This is a genomic window from Chryseobacterium sp. Marseille-Q8038, from assembly GCF_965111995.1.
Map to the genome: position 1 here is coordinate 541141 of NZ_CBCOPN010000002.1, position 18122 is coordinate 559262.

17 protein-coding genes are annotated in these 18122 nt (G+C 34.9%); 6 read left to right on the plus strand and 11 right to left on the minus strand.

Going from position 1 to position 18122, the window contains the following annotated elements; genetic code table 11:
* Window positions 1–43 precede the first annotated feature (43 nt).
* From asnS to ACWPWS_RS16390, 6 genes are all read right to left on the minus strand, one after another.
* Window positions 44–1492 carry an asparagine--tRNA ligase gene (asnS, locus tag ACWPWS_RS16365; RefSeq protein ID WP_105681278.1) on the minus strand — a complete coding sequence of 483 codons (1449 nt, stop codon included), beginning with the start codon at window positions 1490–1492 and terminating at the stop codon, window positions 44–46.
* A 753-nt stretch (window positions 1493–2245) separates the two neighbouring features.
* On the minus strand, window positions 2246–3991 hold the full coding sequence (locus tag ACWPWS_RS16370; protein ID WP_454047230.1) for a helix-turn-helix domain-containing protein: 1746 nt from the start codon (window positions 3989–3991) through the stop codon (window positions 2246–2248).
* A gap of 155 nt (window positions 3992–4146) precedes the next feature.
* The gene (locus ACWPWS_RS16375; RefSeq protein ID WP_454047231.1) at window positions 4147–4788 is read right to left on the minus strand and encodes a hypothetical protein; all 642 of its coding nucleotides are present in this window, start codon (window positions 4786–4788) and stop codon (window positions 4147–4149) included.
* A gap of 25 nt (window positions 4789–4813) precedes the next feature.
* Window positions 4814–5887 carry a fatty acid desaturase family protein gene (locus tag ACWPWS_RS16380; RefSeq protein ID WP_454047232.1) on the minus strand — a complete coding sequence of 358 codons (1074 nt, stop codon included), beginning with the start codon at window positions 5885–5887 and terminating at the stop codon, window positions 4814–4816.
* An 18-nt stretch (window positions 5888–5905) separates the two neighbouring features.
* Window positions 5906–6370: a hypothetical protein gene (locus ACWPWS_RS16385; protein WP_454047233.1), complete on the minus strand. Its 465-nt coding sequence runs from the start codon at window positions 6368–6370 to the stop codon at window positions 5906–5908.
* Window positions 6367–7014, minus strand: a complete 648-nt coding sequence (locus ACWPWS_RS16390; protein ID WP_454047234.1) for an LA_2272 family surface repeat-containing protein — start codon at window positions 7012–7014, stop codon at window positions 6367–6369. Before ACWPWS_RS16390 ends, ACWPWS_RS16385 begins: the two co-directional genes overlap by 4 nt.
* Window positions 7015–7119: 105 nt before the next feature.
* On the opposite strand from ACWPWS_RS16390, the gene ACWPWS_RS16395 reads away from it, so the two are divergent.
* From ACWPWS_RS16395 to ACWPWS_RS16415, 5 genes are all read left to right on the plus strand, one after another.
* Window positions 7120–8049: a helix-turn-helix domain-containing protein gene (locus tag ACWPWS_RS16395; protein WP_454047235.1), complete on the plus strand. Its 930-nt coding sequence runs from the start codon at window positions 7120–7122 to the stop codon at window positions 8047–8049.
* The gene (locus ACWPWS_RS16400) at window positions 8046–8852 is read left to right on the plus strand and encodes a helix-turn-helix transcriptional regulator (protein ID WP_454047236.1); all 807 of its coding nucleotides are present in this window, start codon (window positions 8046–8048) and stop codon (window positions 8850–8852) included. The genes ACWPWS_RS16395 and ACWPWS_RS16400 overlap by 4 nt, the downstream gene beginning before the upstream one ends.
* A 131-nt stretch (window positions 8853–8983) precedes the next feature.
* The gene (locus ACWPWS_RS16405) at window positions 8984–9823 is read left to right on the plus strand and encodes an SDR family oxidoreductase (RefSeq protein ID WP_454047237.1); all 840 of its coding nucleotides are present in this window, start codon (window positions 8984–8986) and stop codon (window positions 9821–9823) included.
* 168 nt (window positions 9824–9991) lie between these two features.
* Entirely contained in the window at window positions 9992–10906 is a 915-nt protein-coding gene (locus ACWPWS_RS16410; RefSeq protein ID WP_454047238.1) for a helix-turn-helix domain-containing protein, read from the plus strand.
* Between the two features lie 89 nt (window positions 10907–10995).
* Window positions 10996–12648, plus strand: a complete 1653-nt coding sequence (locus ACWPWS_RS16415; protein ID WP_454047239.1) for a serine hydrolase domain-containing protein — start codon at window positions 10996–10998, stop codon at window positions 12646–12648.
* A 102-nt stretch (window positions 12649–12750) separates the two neighbouring features.
* Here the strand turns inward: ACWPWS_RS16415 and rimM are convergent, their stop codons facing one another.
* The 5 genes from rimM to ACWPWS_RS16440 form a co-directional block, all read right to left on the minus strand.
* Window positions 12751–13293, minus strand: coding sequence for a ribosome maturation factor RimM (gene rimM / locus ACWPWS_RS16420; RefSeq protein WP_454047240.1), 543 nt, complete (start codon window positions 13291–13293; stop codon window positions 12751–12753).
* A 14-nt stretch (window positions 13294–13307) separates the two neighbouring features.
* The gene (locus ACWPWS_RS16425) at window positions 13308–13874 is read right to left on the minus strand and encodes a 30S ribosomal protein S16 (protein WP_209787576.1); all 567 of its coding nucleotides are present in this window, start codon (window positions 13872–13874) and stop codon (window positions 13308–13310) included.
* A 185-nt stretch (window positions 13875–14059) separates the two neighbouring features.
* Complete coding sequence (locus ACWPWS_RS16430) at window positions 14060–14569, minus strand: nitroreductase family protein (RefSeq protein WP_454047241.1); 510 nt, start codon at window positions 14567–14569, stop codon at window positions 14060–14062.
* A 166-nt stretch (window positions 14570–14735) separates the two neighbouring features.
* Entirely contained in the window at window positions 14736–15185 is a 450-nt protein-coding gene (locus tag ACWPWS_RS16435; RefSeq protein ID WP_209787570.1) for a GreA/GreB family elongation factor, read from the minus strand.
* A 157-nt stretch (window positions 15186–15342) separates the two neighbouring features.
* A complete protein-coding gene (locus tag ACWPWS_RS16440) occupies window positions 15343–15873 on the minus strand; it encodes an SRPBCC family protein (protein ID WP_454047242.1) in 531 nt (176 codons plus the stop codon).
* Window positions 15874–16086: 213 nt separating this feature from the next.
* Between ACWPWS_RS16440 and ACWPWS_RS16445 the strand changes: the two genes are divergently transcribed.
* Window positions 16087–18105 (plus strand): M3 family metallopeptidase, encoded by a 2019-nt coding sequence (locus ACWPWS_RS16445; RefSeq protein WP_454047243.1) that lies wholly within the window; start codon window positions 16087–16089, stop codon window positions 18103–18105.
* Window positions 18106–18122 lie beyond the last annotated feature (17 nt).

Sequence of the window (18122 nt, forward strand, 5' to 3'; positions counted from 1 at the left end):
ATAAAAAAAGCCTTAACTTGTGATTAAGGCTTTTTTTATTGTGTTAGAATTCAGCGCTTTTCGGCGTTCTTGGGAAAGGAATTACATCTCTGATATTCGTCATTCCTGTTACGAAAAGAACTAATCTTTCCAGTCCTAAACCAAAGCCTGCATGCGGCACAGAACCAAATTTTCTGGTATCAAGATACCACCAAAGTTCATGCTCATCTACGTGCATATCTGCCATTTTCTGTTTTAAAACATCTAGTCTTGCTTCTCTTTCTGATCCACCGATGATCTCACCGATACCAGGGAAAAGAACATCCATAGCGGCAACGGTTTTGTTATCATCATTCAGTTTCATGTAGAAAGCTTTGATTTCTTTCGGATAATCAAATAAGACTACCGGGCTTTCAAAATGTTTCTCAACAAGGTATCTTTCATGCTCAGACTGAAGGTCAGTTCCCCAACTTTCAACCGGGTAAGCGAATTTTCCTTTTTTGTTTTCTTTAGAGTTCAATAAGATTTCGATGGCTTCCGTATAGCTTACACGTTTGAAACGCTTAGCCACTACATTCTGAAGTTTTTCGATAAGTCCTTCTTTTGCTCTTTCTTTCTCAGGTTTTGTTTTTTGCTCTTCTGCAAAACGGTTGTCTAAGAATTCAAGATCATCTTTACAGTTATCCAATACATACTGGATCACATATTTTAAGAAATCTTCCGCAAGGTCGATATTGTCTTCAAGGTTGTTGAATGCCACTTCCGGCTCAATCATCCAGAATTCTGCAAGGTGTCTGGTTGTGTTGGAATTTTCAGCACGGAAAGTAGGTCCGAAAGTATAGATTCTTCCTAATCCCATGGCTGCAGTTTCTCCTTCAAGCTGTCCTGAAACGGTAAGGTTTGTTTTTTTACCGAAGAAATCCTGTGCAAAATCAATTTCTCCTTCTTCAGTTTTAGGCATGTTGTTCAGGTCAAAGTTGGTTACTCCGAACATTTCACCTGCTCCTTCTGCATCTGCTCCTGTAATAACCGGAGTGTTGATATAGAAGAACTGGTTTTGGTTGAAGAATGAGTGAACTGCAAAACTTACAGCGTGACGCACTCTGAACACAGCTCCGAAAAGGTTGGTTCTGAATCTTAAGTGTGCCTGCTCACGAAGCTTTTCAAGGCTGTGTTTCTTAGGCTGAAGAATCGTACTCTGAAGTTCTTCTGTAAAGTTATCTCCTAAAACAATAATCTTTTTAGCGATAATTTCCACAGACTGTCCTGCTCCCTGGCTTTCTACCACTTCACCTACCACTTTCAGAGAAGAAGCAGTACTGATATTCTTGATGATCGCTTCATCAAAATTTTCGAAATCAACAACTATCTGCAAATTATTAATCGTAGAACCATCGTTAAGCGCAATAAAGCGATTTGCACGGAAGGATCTTACCCATCCGTAAACGGTAATGTCATGATGTAATACTTTCTTGTAATCCTTTAGGACTTCTTTGATCGTTTGCTTTTTCATTTGTTGATGATAAATTTTTTATATAAAAATTAATGTCTGCAAAGTTACAAAAAAACAGCGCAACTTAATGATTGCGCTGTCTTTAAAAATCATTTAACAGGTATTTAGACTTTCAGTTCAGGAAATTCACCTTTTTTCATCTGCCAACCCTTCTTCATTTTCAGGTTACATTTCCACTCAATATTGTCCTGAACTTCAATAAAATCCGTATTGACCCGGAATGAACACACTTACATTATCACCTTTAGAAAGAATAAATTTGATTTACTCTGAGCTTTCATGGAATTAGTTTTATTGAAATGGTTATTAGTTTTTAAGTGCTAAGTTCGTGGTAAATTACCAGGTCATACATCCATTTTTAGACTATACTATACTTTTAAACATTGTTGTGGATTCAACGGATTTTAATTTTAACTGTTTACGATTTTTTAAATGATCACTACACTTTTACATCTCTAAATTCTGAACAAATATTTCATTCTTTACATTTTGTTTTTTACTGGTTATTATTTCTCATTTCTACCAGCTTCGTTAATAATTTTGTTATCCGGTTCCTAACCATGATCTTTTAATTAACCATTAGTTTGGAATGATATCTTGTACTGTGTACATACAAAATAAAAGGTTGTGTTTTTACCTGAAGCAAAGATGCAGGAAGTAGAATAACGATACAAGTGAATGCTTTATAGATTCATAAATTTATATACCTAAAATCATGAATTTATAAATAATAAAATATTAAAAATCAATTAATTAACCCTGATTCGAAGACATGTTTTCGATTTCTTTCAGATAGATAGAAAGTGGTGTTCCGGTGCGTTTTTTGAAAGCTAAAGTGAAGGCCTGTTCATTATTATATCCTAATTCTTCGGCAATAAAAGGAATTTTATAAGACCTGAATTTTCTGTCATTGGCCAATCTGCTGATGGCATAATCAATACGAAGATCGTTGAGATAAGTAGCAAAGTTTTTTCCTTTGTAAGTATTGATAATTTCCGACAAGTATTTCGAGTTTGTTTTTATCTTTTTGGCAAGACTTCCCAATGTAATTCCCTTATTCAAAAACTGATCATTGTTTTCAAATATTTCAAGTTCTTTTAAAATATTCTGGGCAATATCTTCAGAAATAGTTCTGGATGTCTTGTCCTCAGAATTTTCTGTATTTCCTACCGGAAGAATCTCAGAATGAATTTCGATTGGGGTTTCCGGCTCTGTATTTTTCCCTACCCTATTTTCATTAACAGACTGAATAAGATCCTGAGCAATCTTTTTATAATTTTTCTCAGATTTTTTATATTTAAAGTAAACGTTGATAAACAACAGGTGTGATATCAATAAAAGACTCAGCACAATATAAAACAGACTCTTTCTTTTAGTCAGTTCATTGGTAATACTTTCTTTCTCCTGCTGCAGTTCCGGAGTATCATATCTTCTCGGAAGTTCTCTGGAAATATATCTGAACTGATTATCCAGTACTTGATCCACCTTTAAAAAGCGATCTACATAATACAGCTGTTGTTCTTTATCACTGTTTGCTTTATAATAATCAATCAGATAAGTGTATACATCCCTCAGCTCCGGATAGATATAACTTGTTTTAAGAACCATAGAATCAATCTTCCGGAAAAAATCTACAGCTTTTTCTTTTTCCTGAAGCCCCGCATAGGATTTCCCCAAATATAAAAGGGTATAATTCTGATCTCTTCTATCATTATTATTGGTAAAGAAATATTTTTTACACTCTAATAAACCGTCAAGAGCCTTCTGATAATTTTTTGAATGCAGATTATAATATCCTAATAATCCAAGATTCTGATGATAACGGTAAACATCTCTATTTTTCTTGGAATCCTGTAAACCTTCCTGTATCAATGTATAAGCAGAATCCATTTTACTGATCTCGATATAGGCATCGGCCAGATTCAGTTTGAGAGAATTTATCTCATCTTCATTCATATAATCAACATCATAAGCATAGTGCCTCAGGACTTTTGCTGTCTCCTCATGTTTTCCGATATAATTATTCAGATAGGCAATATTGATATGTGCCATGGCAATCTGCCTTTTATTTCCTTTTTCTTTTGCATATTTCAGTCCCAAAATATAATTATTCAATGCAGACTGGAGATTATCATTTCTAAAATAAAGGTTTCCTTTTAAAAGATAAGTTCTTGCCGGATAGGTATTTTCTTTAGAATTTTGTGTAATATGTTGTAAGCTGTCAAGATATTTTAAAGCATTAGGTAAGTTCTCTTCGAAATGAAGCATAACATATCCCTCAGCAATCTGAGTTGTATTTTTTTCAGATTTTGCTTTTTTAAGATAACAATTGGCAATACTTTTACTGTTTCCTTCTCCTATACGGTTTTTATAGAATGCTTTACTCAACTCTTCATAAGTCCGTTTCTCTGGAATATTCTTTTCTATATTATTGGTCTGTGCCTTAAAGAACACATTTCCAATAATCAAAAACAGTAGTAAAGATTTTATTTTCATCATTCATCCTAGCTATATTACAAAAATATTATTTTTCTTCAGTAGATACACTACTCCTTTTGCTTTTTTCCATGTATTCATCCATATTTTCATTAAAATTTAAAATAATAATTCAACAAAAAGTGAATACATATTAAAGATTACACTCATTTCAAATATCATTTCCATTCTACTTTACCTTCCAGATAATATACTTTTCCATTGTTTTCATACAAAAGATCGTATCCCTGAGATGTCAGGTAGAAATGACAGACTTTCATCTCGCCGTTTCTGTCTTTAAATTGAATAATAGCAGGACACATTTTCGCGCGGTCCATTTTTTTCACAATCAGATCAAAATTTTTCCGGATATTTTTTTTACCGTAGAGAGATAACATTCTGTCATCAATAAAACGGACATATTTCAAAGAAGAAAGCGGGTAAGTAATTAACGTAAAAGGTTGTCCCGCCAGCTTCGCTGCATTCTCATTAAAAAAGTTTGTGATTGAAATACTATCCTGTGTAATTTTTTTCACCACACTTGATTCATATCTTTTCCCGTCATTAAACTCCATACTGTATATAGCTTCAATTTTAATCGCAAATCCTTTCCCTGATTTTCTTAAATCTGTAAGGTCTGTAAATTCTTTTCCTTTTTTGATCACAATCAAAACATTTCCTTCTCCAAAATCACAGTCATAATATTTTTTATAATCAAAAGGCTCTTCAATATTGGTCTTCAATGTATCTGTTGGAGTATTTTGTGAAAAAATAAGCACCGGAAACATTAATAAAAATAAGATCAGTTTATCATTTTTCATGGCTGAAGTATTTAATGGTTTAAAATCATTTACTTAATTTTTTGAGATATTGATAGTGGGAAACAACAGCTTTCACAATACTTTTCTCATGGTATGGAAAATTATTTCTGGCAGCTGCTTTTCGGATCGCTGGAGTAATAATGGTATAAACAGTGTGAGGTAAACCGGGAAAAAGATGATGGGCAGCATGGGAATTGAATCCACCAAAAATCCAGTTAGCTAATCTGCTGGTTGGGTGATAATCCAATGAAACGGCTAACTGATGTTCATAATAATCATATGGCAGATACCCTTCATCATCCGCTTTGGGAAAATCTGTTTCAAGACTCAGGTGAGAAATGATCAGGGTCAGCACAAAAAACAACGAAATTGTCACATGCATGATGATAAAAGATGCAACAATCGTCATCACCGGAATATCAGTAAAAAGCACAGGCAAAATCAACATATAGCTGAAGTAAGCTAATTTCAACAGGATAACTTCAAACACAGACAGTATAGAATGTTTCTGATTTCTGAGATTGGCCAATTCTTTTTTTCTGACATATATAAAATCTTTAATCACGATCCAATGCAAGGTGTAAAAACAATACAGTATGGTAGCATATAAATGCTGATAGGTGTGGATTCTCCTTTTGGGATGATGCGCAGACAGCCGTAAAAAAATATTATCATCAATATCTGCATCACAGCCATCCACATTAGGAAATACATGATGGGATGCAACATGTCTTGTTCTCCACAGTCTTGCATTCACTCCCTGCAGGTTAAAGGTGATATAATAAATAATCTGATTCACCTTTTTGTACCTGGAAAATGTGTTGTGTACACAGTCATGAGCACAATTAAAAGCCAATAGTATTCCCGTTAGTCCCAGGATAACATAATTCAAAGCTACAGCCCAACTCTTATCTTCCATATAAGGATTAAAAAGATTAGCATATAAAAGCAGGAAGCTCAAAGAATAAAACAGAAATTTCACAATCATCAATCTGCCGGCCTTTTTTGTCACTTCGTCCGTAAGCAATACTTTCACCTCTTCACGCAATTCTGAATAGAAAGGAGAGGCTGCCTTTTTAAATCTGATTTTTGGTTTCATAATCATTGTATTAATTATTTAAAAGACAAGATTAATTCCCAAGCCATAGCGGAATCCTTTGATTGGGAATGGTTTATAGGTATTATATTCGAAATTGTACCCGAATTCTGCACACAAGAAATGGTAGAAGTTGATTCCTGCTTTAGGCGAAACCGCATAAGGTGAAACTCCCACACCTGCATATAAGGCTGATATTTCTACCCCATCTTCAAAGGAAACAACTTTTCTGAAATAATCAAATTCGGGAATGACCAGCAGCCTTCTTTCGTCCCACCAGTTAAAGTGGCCTCTTAAGCTGTAATAATTCTTATCACCATCAGTAAGTTTCGTTCCTATTGACAGGAATGCCTTGTTATCCAGTGAAGTTCCTTCAATTCTGGTACTGAGAAGAATGACCAGCCATTTTTTCTCTTTGATTTCTTCAAATTGGGCTTTCAGAAAGCCACATAGAAATATTGCGGTGATGACAACGAACTTTTTCATAACGCCTGATTTGTTTTTTGTTTCTTGAAATTCCAGTTGATAAGAGGGAGTTTCCTCCTTCCGTTTTCATTCCATCCACCAATTTGTATTCCTCTGAAATCCTTACATTTATTATACAAACCGATCTGTATTCCTCTGCATTTCTGCCCGATATTGGCTAATGGTGCTACAGAAACCCCTTTCATCTCATGATGCAGATTAAAAAATGGAGAAACAGACATGCCGTTGGTTACTGCATAGGTGTTCACATTACTCGATATATTGATCTCTAGTCCATTGGTGACCGTGGGTTCCATGTTGATCAATGAAAGCTGAAGTCCGTTAATGGTATTCATCTTTTCGCGGGGAAGAATTACATAATCATTATTAAGATTCCAATGATCCGGCTGTAAAGTAAAAAGCATTAATGGAGGAAGGAAAATACCCATAACGTTGAATCCCATTCCTAATCCATTTACTTTTTTAGGTTTAAAATGATCTTCTTCATCATAATATTTAAATAGAATTCCGTTGACGTTCTTGACATTCTTTGAAGGTGAAGCTGCAATCAATCTCGGTTTCAAAGAATCTGCTTTTACACTGTCTGATGCATACATCAGGCTACTGAATAAAAGAACTGCTGCTAATAAAATTCGTGTTTTCATAACTCGTTATTTTAAAATTACAGTTCAAAATTATCAGCGAAGCGCTCAGTTCCGAATGTGAAAAAAAATTAAAAAAAATACTACATTTGTGAAAATCACAAAACTATGCACCAGGAAGCTCTCCTCAAGGAAATCCGAAGAAAAATCGGTGAAAAATCTTTAAATGATGAAATTGCCAACATCCTTAATATCAGCTATGATGCAGCTCACAGAAGAACTTCTTTGAAAGCAAAGTTTAGTTTTGAGGAAGCACTGGAACTAGCCAAATACTATCAGATCTCACTGGATCAGTTTCTGGGAACGAAAAACCAGTTGGTAGTCAAAAGAACACAGCCTGTAAAAACTACCGAAGATCTTCTCAACTACTTCGAGAACTCTTTAAAGATTTTGAATGTTTTTCAGAATATTACCAATTCTAAAGTATTTTATTCAGCAAAAGACATCCCGTTTTTTTATACAATTTCAGATTCAGTACTGTCCCGTTTCAAATTTTATGTCTGGATGAATCTACTGAATCAGGATAAATTCTTAAGCCCTTTTCACGAATTTAATATGGAGTACCATTCTGTAAAAAATGAAATGCTGAAAGATCTTTATGATAAACAAAATGTAACGGAAATATGGAATGACACCACCATTATGAGTGCATTGAGACAAATTTCATTTTATTATGAAATGGGATTGTTAAAAAAGAATGATGTGGATCTTATTCTGGAGGATCTGAGAAAATTACTGGAAGGTCTCGAAATCAAAACACTGGAAAAAACTAATTTCCAAATATATGTGAATGATTTAGTAATTTTAAACAACAGTATTTTATTCAAAAATGAAGAACAGTGTTCCTTTTTTGTTCCTTTCAGCATGTTCGGATATATGATGACCAATGATAAAATCACGTGTGAAGATTCTCTGAGCTATTTTGAACATCAGATCAAAAACTCAAGATCACTGAATGAATCCGGGAACAGAGAGAGGAAAATGTTTTTTAATAAAATGTATGAACAGATTGACCGCTTAAAACAAAATTTATCATGAATACTCTTCGTAACGGCGAATATTTTGGGGAGACCAATCAAATGGTTAATTTAGAAGGATTAACCATCACTGATACAGAATATACACATCCTTACGTAGACTGGCATTATCATGAGAATGCTTACTTTACCTTTCTGCTTCAGGGCAATATGACGGAAGGAAATAAAAAAGAAACTTACAGCTGTTCTGCCGGAACATTATTGTACCATCATTGGGAAGATCCGCATTACAATAGTAAACCTGATGTTTTTACAAGAGGTTTTCATATCGAGCTCTCGCAAGGCTGGTTTGACCGTTTTGATATTCAGAAAAATAAAGTGGAAGGCAGCATTAATATAAAAAATCCGGCCTTAAAACTATTGGTGTATCAGATGTTCAAAGAAACCAAAACTTACAATATTTCTTTTGAACTAGCCATTAATCAGCTGTTAGTAAACCTTTTCAGCCAGTTAACCCATCAGAAGGAAAGTTCGGAAAGAAAACCCGTGTGGGTAAGCCAGATTAATGAAATTTTACATGAAAGCTTTACAGAAAACCTCAGTCTCACTGAACTTTCCAATATACTGGACATTCACCCTATTCATCTCAGCAGGGATTTCCACAAATATTTCCACTGTAATCTTGGCGAATACCTAAGAAAATTAAAACTTAATAAATCTCTGGAACTTCTTGCGCTACCTCATACTTTAACAAATGTTGCTCTGGAATGCGGTTTTTCAGACCAGAGTCATTTTATCCGGTGTTTTAAGGAAAACATTGGAATTACCCCTTTGAAATACAGGAATCTTTTGAAAAATCATTAAAATTTATCTGAATTTAAATGATATAAAATTACCATTCACGATTTGGATACATCATTCCCCGATTCGGCTACATTTACCCTATTGTAAGTTTCCATCTTTGTACCATCATTTAAACAAAAAAATATTTACAAATGGAAACAAAAAAAGTATGGTTCGTGACAGGAGCTTCAAAAGGCTTAGGATTCGAGTTGGTAAAAAAATTACTATCCGAGGGATTTCAGGTTGCTGCCACAAGCCGTACCGTTGAATCCCTGATCTCCACTATCGGAGAAACATCGGTAAACTTCCTTCCACTCAGCGTCAACATTACAGACAATAATGATATAAAATCTGCCATTGAAAAAACGGTTGAACACTTCGGACGAATTGATGTGGTGGTCAACAATGCGGGATATGGACAGATCGGAACGCTGGAAGAACTTACCGATGAAGAAGCAAGAGAAAATTATGCTGTGAATGTTTTCGGAACATTGAATGTAATCAGAAATGCTATGCCTTACCTTCGTGAACAAAGATCAGGAAACATCTTCAATATTTCTTCTGTTGGCGGATATTCTGCTAATTTTCCGGGCTGGGGAATTTACTGTTCTACAAAATTTGCGGTGGCCGGATTTACGGAAGCACTGGCCGAAGAAGTAAAAGATTTTGGAGTTCATGCTACTGTGGTTTATCCCGGATATTTCCGTACCGATTTTTTAACTAAAGATTCTGTAAAAACACCTTCAAATCCTATTCAGGCTTACGAAGCAGCAAGAAATTCTGAACAGGCACATCTCAATGAAATCAACGGAAACCAACCCAATGATCCTGAAAAGGCAGCTGATGTTCTGATCCAGATCAGTAAAGAGAAAAATCCTCCTGTACATTTATTATTGGGTGTAGGAACGGTGGAGTTTCTCAATAATAAAATTGATATTTTAAAGAAAGATGCTGAGAAATGGGAAAGTCTGACTGTTTCCACTGCCATTTAATTTGATACCATCCTTCGACTCCTCTCAGGATGACATTCCTGATACTTGATGTTTCAATTTATACAGATGAATTAAATATAAAGTGTTACAAAAGTCAGTCAGAGCGGAGCCGAAGACTTTTTAAGATCATGCAATACACTTTTTACAAAAACAACTAACTTAGCTCTTATGAAACAACCCGTTCGTTTTAATTCTATATCAGATTTTCATACTTTCTGTGGGCTTCCTAATCCTGAGCATCCGTTGATCAGTGTGATAGATTATAGCAAGGTTCGTTATATCGTTGACAATGAAGAGCTGAAGTGGATTCAGTGTTTTTATTCAATTGGTTTGAAAAAGAATGTCACTCCAAAATTCAATTATGGGCAACAGCAATATGATTTTGATTCAGGAGTGTTGTGTTTTGTTTCGCCACAGCAATATTTAAGTCTTGAAATCAATCCGGATATTGAGGTAGAACCCACAGGATTTTTATTACTTATTCATCCTGATTTTCTGTGGAATACTTCGTTAACCAGAAAAATAAAATCATATGATTTCTTCAGTTATCAGGTAAAAGAGGCACTTTTCCTTTCTGATAAGGAAGAGAAAATCCTTGTAGAGATTTTTAAAAATATTGAACGGGAATATCAGTCCAATACGGATAGATTTACCCAGGAATTGATTATCGCCCAGATTGAATTATTGCTGGTTTACTCCGACCGCTTTTATGAACGTCAATTTTTCACCAGAAAAAAATCAAGTCATGAATTATTGTACAAATTCGAAGATATCCTTTCTCAATATTTTGAAAACGGAAATCTCCTTGAAAATGGTATTCCATCAGTAAAAACCATTGCCGAGCAGATGAATATCTCTCCCAACTATCTGGGAACACTGCTCCGTTTGCATACACAGCAAAATACACAGCAGCATATTCAGAATAGATTAATTGATTCCGCCAAAGAGCGTTTGAGTACCACAAATTTATCGGTAAGTGAAATTGCTTATGAACTGGGATTTGAACATCCGCAGTCTTTCAGTAAACTCTTCAAACAAAAGACGAATCAGTCTCCCGGAGAATTTAGAAAACTGTTCAATTAGAATAGATCGCAAATAATAAAACAGTAATGTTAATTTCATTCTATTTTACCATGAAGAAGTTTGTTACTTTTGTTTAAATACTTCTAGCAATGAAACCTGTTCTATTATTGATCTTTATTTTTACATTTTATCTTTATCACGGACAAAACAAAAACATAGTCAATCCAGAAAAAATTGAAAATCCGATTCAAAAAAATAATGTTGGTAAGATTGTTTTCGTTAATAAAACTATAGCTCTTGAAAACCTGAAAGATTCGGACTTTCTCACTTCTTCTGTGTTTCAGGAAAACGGAGATCTTGCCATTTATGCTTTCTTTGATAACTCTCTTGTCAACAATCTGCATCAGCTTGAACCCAACTGGACAGCGGAAGAACTTCTCAAAAAAGGAAATTATCAGTTCTCATTTTATGTGGACGGAAAGCTGATTTATACAGAAAATCTCAATACAGGAGCAGGTACAGCAGAAAATAAAAAAGTCAAAACTACATTGCGAATTCCTCTTCTCAGCAGTAAAAATGAAGATTCATGGGGAAGGTATTTATGGATGCGTTTTTATATGGCCCATAATGGAATTGATGCTTTGACACCGGGAAATCACCTCTTAAACATTGAAATCCGGCCTTATCTCAATGTTTCCACAATCAAAACAGGGCCTGTTATTGCAGAAGGACAAATCAACCTTACTGTTCCAGTTCAAAATATTTCGAAGCAGCAAATCGCTATTCAGCCTATATCATCCCATAGCGGATGGAAGATTTCTCAGGAGAAAATCAATACGGAGATCATCAAATCTCTGAACAGGAAAATTGCAGAAAACAGGTTTAAAAATATAACAGGAATCGTCATTATCAAAGAAGGGAAATTACTTCTTGAAGAATATTTCAACGGCTCCGGAAGAGATTCTCTGCAGGACACCCGCTCAGTAGGAAAATCATTCTCTTCGGCATTAACAGGAATTGCGATCAAAGAAGGATATTTAAAAAGTGAAGATCAAAATCTGAAGGAATTTTATAACCTGAATCAGTATAAAAACCATTCTTCTCAAAAAGAAAATGTTACCCTAAAAAGTTTATTGACCATGAGTTCCGGATTTGATGGAAACGATGAGAATTATGATTCTCCCGGAAATGAAGAAAATATGTATCCGACTGAAAACTGGGTAAAATTTACTCTGGATCTGCCGATGACTGAGAATACGATAGGAAAAAACTGGAGTTATTTCACGGCCGGAGTTGTGTTAACCGGAGATATTTTAGATAAAACAGTTCCACAAGGTCTGAAAAACTATGCAGATAAAAAACTATTTCATCCTCTTGGAATTACGAATTACAAATGGCAGTTTACTCCACAGCAAAAGCCTTCTCTGGCCGGAGGATTACGCATGAGAGCTCTTGATTTTGCAAAATTCGGGCAGCTGTATAAAAATAACGGAATCTGGAATGGGAAAACGATTCTGACTCAGGATTGGATTAAGAAATCTTTCACCAATTACTTCACAGATAATCCTGATTTTGAAGGATATGGATATTTATTCTGGAGAAAAGTTTATACAGTAGGAAACAATAATTATGAAGCTTTCCAGTCCAGTGGAAATGGAGGAAACAAAATTATTATTTTTACGAAAATTCCAGTTATCATCGTGATTACGGCGCAAGCTTATAACAAGCCTTATGCCCATCAGCAATCTGAAAAAATAGTACAAGATTATCTTTTACCCGCATTAAAAATGAGTAATGAGTAATCAGTAATGAAAATAGTAATGAGAAAATAGTGAAAGAATAGCTTATTGCTTATTGCTTATTGCTTATTGCTTATTGCTTATTGCTTATTGCTTATTGCAAAACTATTCGTCTTTCTTTGAAGGAATAAGAAAAACATCAATAAGACCTTCAGGAAGTTCCATTCTGATGGTTCTTTCTTCTCTGTCAACTTCAAGAATCCAGTCTTTGATCATAGGAATAACCACTTCTTTTCCATCCAGATTGGTAATGAAATATACCTGTGCTGTCTGATCGTTTATGGATCTGATCACCCCACAGTTGCTATCATTTTGATCAAAAATTTCAAATCCGATGATCTCGTGGTAATAGAATTGTTTTCCTGAAAGTTTAGGCAGTGAAGTAAGCGGAAGGTAAACACTTTTACCCAACACCTGATCCACCATAGCCTCAGAAGAGTTTTTGAATGCAAGATTCAGAGCATCCAGTTTGCTCCATGATGATTTTTCAATAAAAAATGGAACCAATAATCCGTTGATTTCAACGAATATTGATTCCAATTTATTGTAAAGCTCGGGTTGATCGGTATCCAATTTAAGGATTACGTTACCCGCAAGTCCATGTCTGCGTGTGATTTTACCTAAAAAATAGCAATCTTCTTTACGCATAACAGGGTTTGTTCTTAAGCTTCAGTGTTTTCTTCAGTTTCAGCAGCAGGAGCTTCTCCTTCTGTAGCTTCAGCAACAACTTCTTCAGCAGGTGCGTTTGCAGCTTCTTCAGCAGCTTTAGCATCAGCTTCAACTTGTGCAGCAGCAGCAATTCTAGCTTCGTTTACTTTTACTTCAGCTTCTAAAGCAGCTTTCTTAGCGTCAGCTTTAGCAGTTGCTAAACCTTCTACTTTACCTTGTACTTTAGAATCTTTAGCTTCTACCCAAGCATTGAATCTTTTTTCAGCTTCAGCTTCGTCAAAAGCACCTTTAGCTACACCACCTTGTAAGTGTTTTTTGTAAAGAGCACCTTTGTAAGATAGAATAGCTCTAGCAGTATCAGTAGGCTGAGCACCGTTGTTTAACCACTGTACAGCAGAATCAACGTTCAATTCGATAGTTGCCGGATTAGTAATTGGGTTGTAAGTTCCTAGTTTTTCGATGAATCTACCATCTCTTCTAGCTCTAGAATCTGCAACCACGATGTGGAAAAAAGGTTTTCCTTTTTTACCGTGTCTTTGTAATCTGATTTTTACTGACATAATGTTTGAATTTTACGGGAACTCGTCCCAGTTAAATATTTAAGAGTGCAAAGATAAACAAAAATTCTAATTTAACAATTAATAAATATAACAATTTATCAATCTAATAGGGAAACAATATTTTGGTCCTTTTTTAAACTGATTGTTACATTGGTAAATTTTCAGATTGTTATATTAAAACCATATTATATTGTTCCCATATAGAAAAGTCCCAGACATTTCTGGTTTTCTTCAATGGTTAAAGAGTTTTTCAACTCCTCTACAATTTTAGGAGAACTCCAGTAGCATCCGATATTATTTGCAGTACAGGTAAGATACATGTTCTGAACTGCCATTGAGGTAGCCGCTATTTCTTCCCACTCAGGAACCATTCCGCTGAAATTGACAACAATGGAAACTACAGCATCAGCTTTATTGATTTTAAAACCAATATCGTTGTATTTTTTCTCTAAGAAAAGCTGTTCTGGTGTAACTGCCTTATAGATGGCCTGCATTTCTGACGCAAGCTGTGCTTTTTCTTCTCCTTTGAATATTTTGAAACGCCAAGGTTTGGTACGTTTGTGATTAGGAGCAAATGTGGCAGCATTTAAAATTTCCTCCAACACTTCCTGAGATATCTCTGTATCAGTATAATCTTTTGGAAAAATACTTCTTCTTTGCTCTATGATTTCTTTTAAAATGGATGCATTATTCATACCTGCAAATTTACAACATGGAATTCAATCTCTTCCATTTAAAATGTTAAGTATTTACTTCCTGATGATGATTAACGTTTTCAGGATAAAAAAGACTAAAAAAGAGTATAGAAAACCATTTATCATAAGGTTTCCTATTCAAAGCCTGTATATAAAGATTTATATTCTACAATACTTCAACAATCTTCTGATGGATTTTGTTTAAAGTAAATTCATCACCGCTCTTTCTGCCCATCATCTCTTTAGCCATAGGACTTTCCGGAGATATGGCATAGAACCTGTCTCCTTCAAAAAAGAATTCTCCCAGTGACACAGAGATATAGAATCTGGCTTTATTGGTAATAACCAACGAACCGAGCTGTACTCTTTCAGTGGCCGTATTGAGAACTTTTGCCATATTTCTTTTAAGATCATTCAAAGCTCCCAATTGTCGCTGCATCTGATAGATCTCCTCCTGCATTTCTTCTCTCATGCTGTCATATTTCGGCGTTTTTTTGATGTCACGGCTGGCTTCCAGGGTAAATTCGATAAAGTTTTTCAATTTTTCAATTTTCTCTGCGATGGTAGTCTTTACAAAGTCTCTGATATCACTTTTTTCAAATACAATCTTCTCCATACAATCTATTCTTTATATAAAGATAATATTTTTAGAATAATATTTCTTTGGCTTTACAAAAATAACGCTTACAAAAATAAAGGAGAAAGAAAATGGGATTCAGTTCCAATAACGGACTGTAATAAAAAAGCCTTGTAAAGTTTACAAGGCTTCTTTATTATTTTTCAGCAAGTTTTTTCAGATCGCCCAGCCCCTGGCTGAACATTTTGTCCATATTGCCATTCATCAAAGGTTTCATAACCTTCATCATGGGAGTCAGTTCGTTATCTATCATCCAGGTTACTTTGGTACCACTTCCTTCAGGAACCAACAGGAAATTAGCTTTCATATCTCCTTCAAAAGGTTTTATAAAGTGAAGTTTTGTACTCATTTTCTGGTTCGGTATCAGTTCAGTAATGGATTGCTCTCCTTCACCTACATTTTTATCTCCTTTCCAGTGATAGGAATCTCCTACTTTATCTCCGTTTCCTGAATAGGTAATGACAATGTTTTTATCAGCTTTAGAAAAAGGATCCCATTGGTTATATCCTTTTAAATTCCCTGCATAGCTCCATACTTTTTCCTGTGGTGCATTGATAACAATAGATTTTTCATATTGGTAATCTTTACTGAAAGTGAGCATGGCAATGACAGCATAGATAATAATCAGTACGATGATGGTACCAATAATTTTTAAGAGTGTTTTCATAGTCTATATATTTAAGGTTATTTATTTTAATGATAACTTTTAAATCTGTTCTCAAAATTAAATATTCCTACATCACTCCCTCTTTCCATATGACAAGATTAAATAAAGATAAGGTATTTTTGTCATAACTCGCCAGTGAGGCATTATTTTTGCGCGTTTCAGCTTTGATTCCCAATGAATCATTAAATTTACTTTATATAAAAAGATCAAAAAATGAATATTTTAACAGAAAAATTTAACACTCCATACCATTCGGCACCATTCAATGCCATCAAAAATGAAGATTATCTTCCGGCATTTCAGGAATTGATTCAAAAATCTGAAGAAGAAATTGAGGCTATTGTCAACAATCCTGAAGCGCCTACTTTTGAAAATATAATTGAAGCACTGGCCTATTCAGGAGAGCAGCTGGATGTGGTATCCAATATTTTTTTCAATTTAAATTCTGCAGAAACCAGCGACGAAATTCAGCAAATCGCTCAGGAAGTTTCCCCGATCTTAACTGAATATTCTTCAAAAATCTCTCAAAACGAAGCCCTTTTCAACAAAATCAAAAAAGTATATGATGAAAAGGAAAATTATAATCTCAACGAAGAGCAGAAAATGCTTTTGAATGAAACCTACAAAGGTTTTGTAAGAAGCGGAGCTTTATTGAATGAGGAAGACAAGGAAAAATTAAAGAAAATCAGCATGGATCTTTCTTTAAAGTCATTACAGTTCGGACAAAATGTATTGGCTTCTACCAATGCTTATTTTAAACACATTACCAATAAAGAAGATCTTGCAGGAATTCCTGAGGCAATCATCGATCAATATGCGGAGGAAGCAAAAGAAAGAAATCTTGAAGGTTGGGTAGTGACTTTACAGTATCCAAGCTATATTCCGTTTATGACCTATGCCGAAAACCGTGAACTGAGAAAGGAACTCGCTTTAGCCAATGGTAAAAAATCTTTTGACGGCGGAGAATATGACAACCAGAATCTGATTAAAGAATTGCTTACTCTTAAACAACAGAAAGCTGAGCTTATCGGATATAAAAACTATGCAGATTTTGTTCTGGAAGAGAGAATGGCTAAGTCTCCGGTAAAAGTTATTGACTTTTTGAATGAACTTCTAACCAAAGCAAAACCTTATGCTGATAAAGAAATTGAAGAATTAAAATCTTTAGCAAAAGCTGACGGAATTGAAGAAATGCAGAGCTACGATCACGCATTTTATGCTGAAAAACTTCGTAAAGAGAAATATGACCTGAATGATGAGGAACTGAAACCTTATTTCCCGTTAGATCAGGTACAGGATGCTGTATTCGGATTGGCAGAACAACTTTTCGGATTAACGTTTGAGGAAAGAAATGATATTCCGAAATACCACGAGGATGTAAAAGTATATGAAGTAAAAGAGAACGGGACTTACAAATCTCTTTTATACGTTGATTATTTTCCAAGAAAAGGGAAAAGAGCCGGTGCATGGATGACCAGTTACAAAAATCAGTACAAGCAAAACGGTGAAAATTCCCGTCCGCATATTTCCATTGTCTGCAACTTCAGCAAACCAACAAAAGATACCCCTAGCTTACTGACATTCCAGGAAGTGACTACTTTGTTCCATGAATTCGGGCATGCTCTTCACGGAATGATGGCGGATACCCAATATCCTACCCTTTCCGGAACATCTGTAAAATGGGATTTTGTGGAACTTCCATCACAGTTTCTTGAAAACTTCTGTTATGAACCTGAGTTCTTAAAAACGTTTGCAAAGCATTATAAAACAGGAGAGGTACTTCCTGACGAAAAAATTGAAAAGATTGAGCAGTCTAAAAACTTTATGGAAGGCTACCAAACATTAAGACAATTAGGCTTCGGGCTTCTGGATATGAACTATCATACGAAAGTTGAAGAATTAGAGAAAGAAAGTGTAAAAGAGTTTGAAGATAAGTATACCAAAGCCACCACTCTTTATCCTTCAAATTCAGAAACGGCAATGAGTCCAAGTTTCTCTCATATTTTCCAGGGAGGATATTCTGCAGGATATTATTCTTACAAATGGGCAGAAGTTCTGGATGCTGATGCTTTCCAGTATTTCAAGGAAAACGGAATTTTCAATCCTGAAATTGCTGCCAAGTATAAAGTATTGCTGTCTTCAGGTGGAACAAAAGATCCAATGGAGCTTTACAAAAATTTCAGAGGCAGCGAGCCGAAAGTAGAGAGCTTATTGAAAAGAGCATTTGGATAGGATGTATATTCAGATTG

Excerpts from the sequence above, each read along its gene's own strand:
- ACWPWS_RS16405 (WP_454047237.1), top strand. The coding sequence starts at position 8,984 with ATGGAAACAAAAAAAGTATGGTTCGTGACAGGAGCTTCAAAAGGCTTA.
- ACWPWS_RS16445 (WP_454047243.1), top strand. The coding sequence starts at position 16,087 with ATGAATATTTTAACAGAAAAATTTAACACTCCATACCATTCGGCACCA.
- ACWPWS_RS16385 (WP_454047233.1), bottom strand. The coding sequence starts at position 6,370 with ATGAAAAAGTTCGTTGTCATCACCGCAATATTTCTATGTGGCTTTCTG.
- ACWPWS_RS16390 (WP_454047234.1), bottom strand. The coding sequence starts at position 7,014 with ATGAAAACACGAATTTTATTAGCAGCAGTTCTTTTATTCAGTAGCCTG.
- ACWPWS_RS16395 (WP_454047235.1), top strand. The coding sequence starts at position 7,120 with ATGCACCAGGAAGCTCTCCTCAAGGAAATCCGAAGAAAAATCGGTGAA.
- asnS (WP_105681278.1), bottom strand. The coding sequence starts at position 1,492 with ATGAAAAAGCAAACGATCAAAGAAGTCCTAAAGGATTACAAGAAAGTA.
- ACWPWS_RS16410 (WP_454047238.1), top strand. The coding sequence starts at position 9,992 with ATGAAACAACCCGTTCGTTTTAATTCTATATCAGATTTTCATACTTTC.
- ACWPWS_RS16380 (WP_454047232.1), bottom strand. The coding sequence starts at position 5,887 with ATGAAACCAAAAATCAGATTTAAAAAGGCAGCCTCTCCTTTCTATTCA.
- ACWPWS_RS16440 (WP_454047242.1), bottom strand. The coding sequence starts at position 15,873 with ATGAAAACACTCTTAAAAATTATTGGTACCATCATCGTACTGATTATT.
- ACWPWS_RS16425 (WP_209787576.1), bottom strand. The coding sequence starts at position 13,874 with ATGTCAGTAAAAATCAGATTACAAAGACACGGTAAAAAAGGAAAACCT.
- ACWPWS_RS16430 (WP_454047241.1), bottom strand. The coding sequence starts at position 14,569 with ATGAATAATGCATCCATTTTAAAAGAAATCATAGAGCAAAGAAGAAGT.
- ACWPWS_RS16370 (WP_454047230.1), bottom strand. The coding sequence starts at position 3,991 with ATGATGAAAATAAAATCTTTACTACTGTTTTTGATTATTGGAAATGTG.
- ACWPWS_RS16435 (WP_209787570.1), bottom strand. The coding sequence starts at position 15,185 with ATGGAGAAGATTGTATTTGAAAAAAGTGATATCAGAGACTTTGTAAAG.
- rimM (WP_454047240.1), bottom strand. The coding sequence starts at position 13,293 with ATGCGTAAAGAAGATTGCTATTTTTTAGGTAAAATCACACGCAGACAT.
- ACWPWS_RS16375 (WP_454047231.1), bottom strand. The coding sequence starts at position 4,788 with ATGAAAAATGATAAACTGATCTTATTTTTATTAATGTTTCCGGTGCTT.
- ACWPWS_RS16400 (WP_454047236.1), top strand. The coding sequence starts at position 8,046 with ATGAATACTCTTCGTAACGGCGAATATTTTGGGGAGACCAATCAAATG.
- ACWPWS_RS16415 (WP_454047239.1), top strand. The coding sequence starts at position 10,996 with ATGAAACCTGTTCTATTATTGATCTTTATTTTTACATTTTATCTTTAT.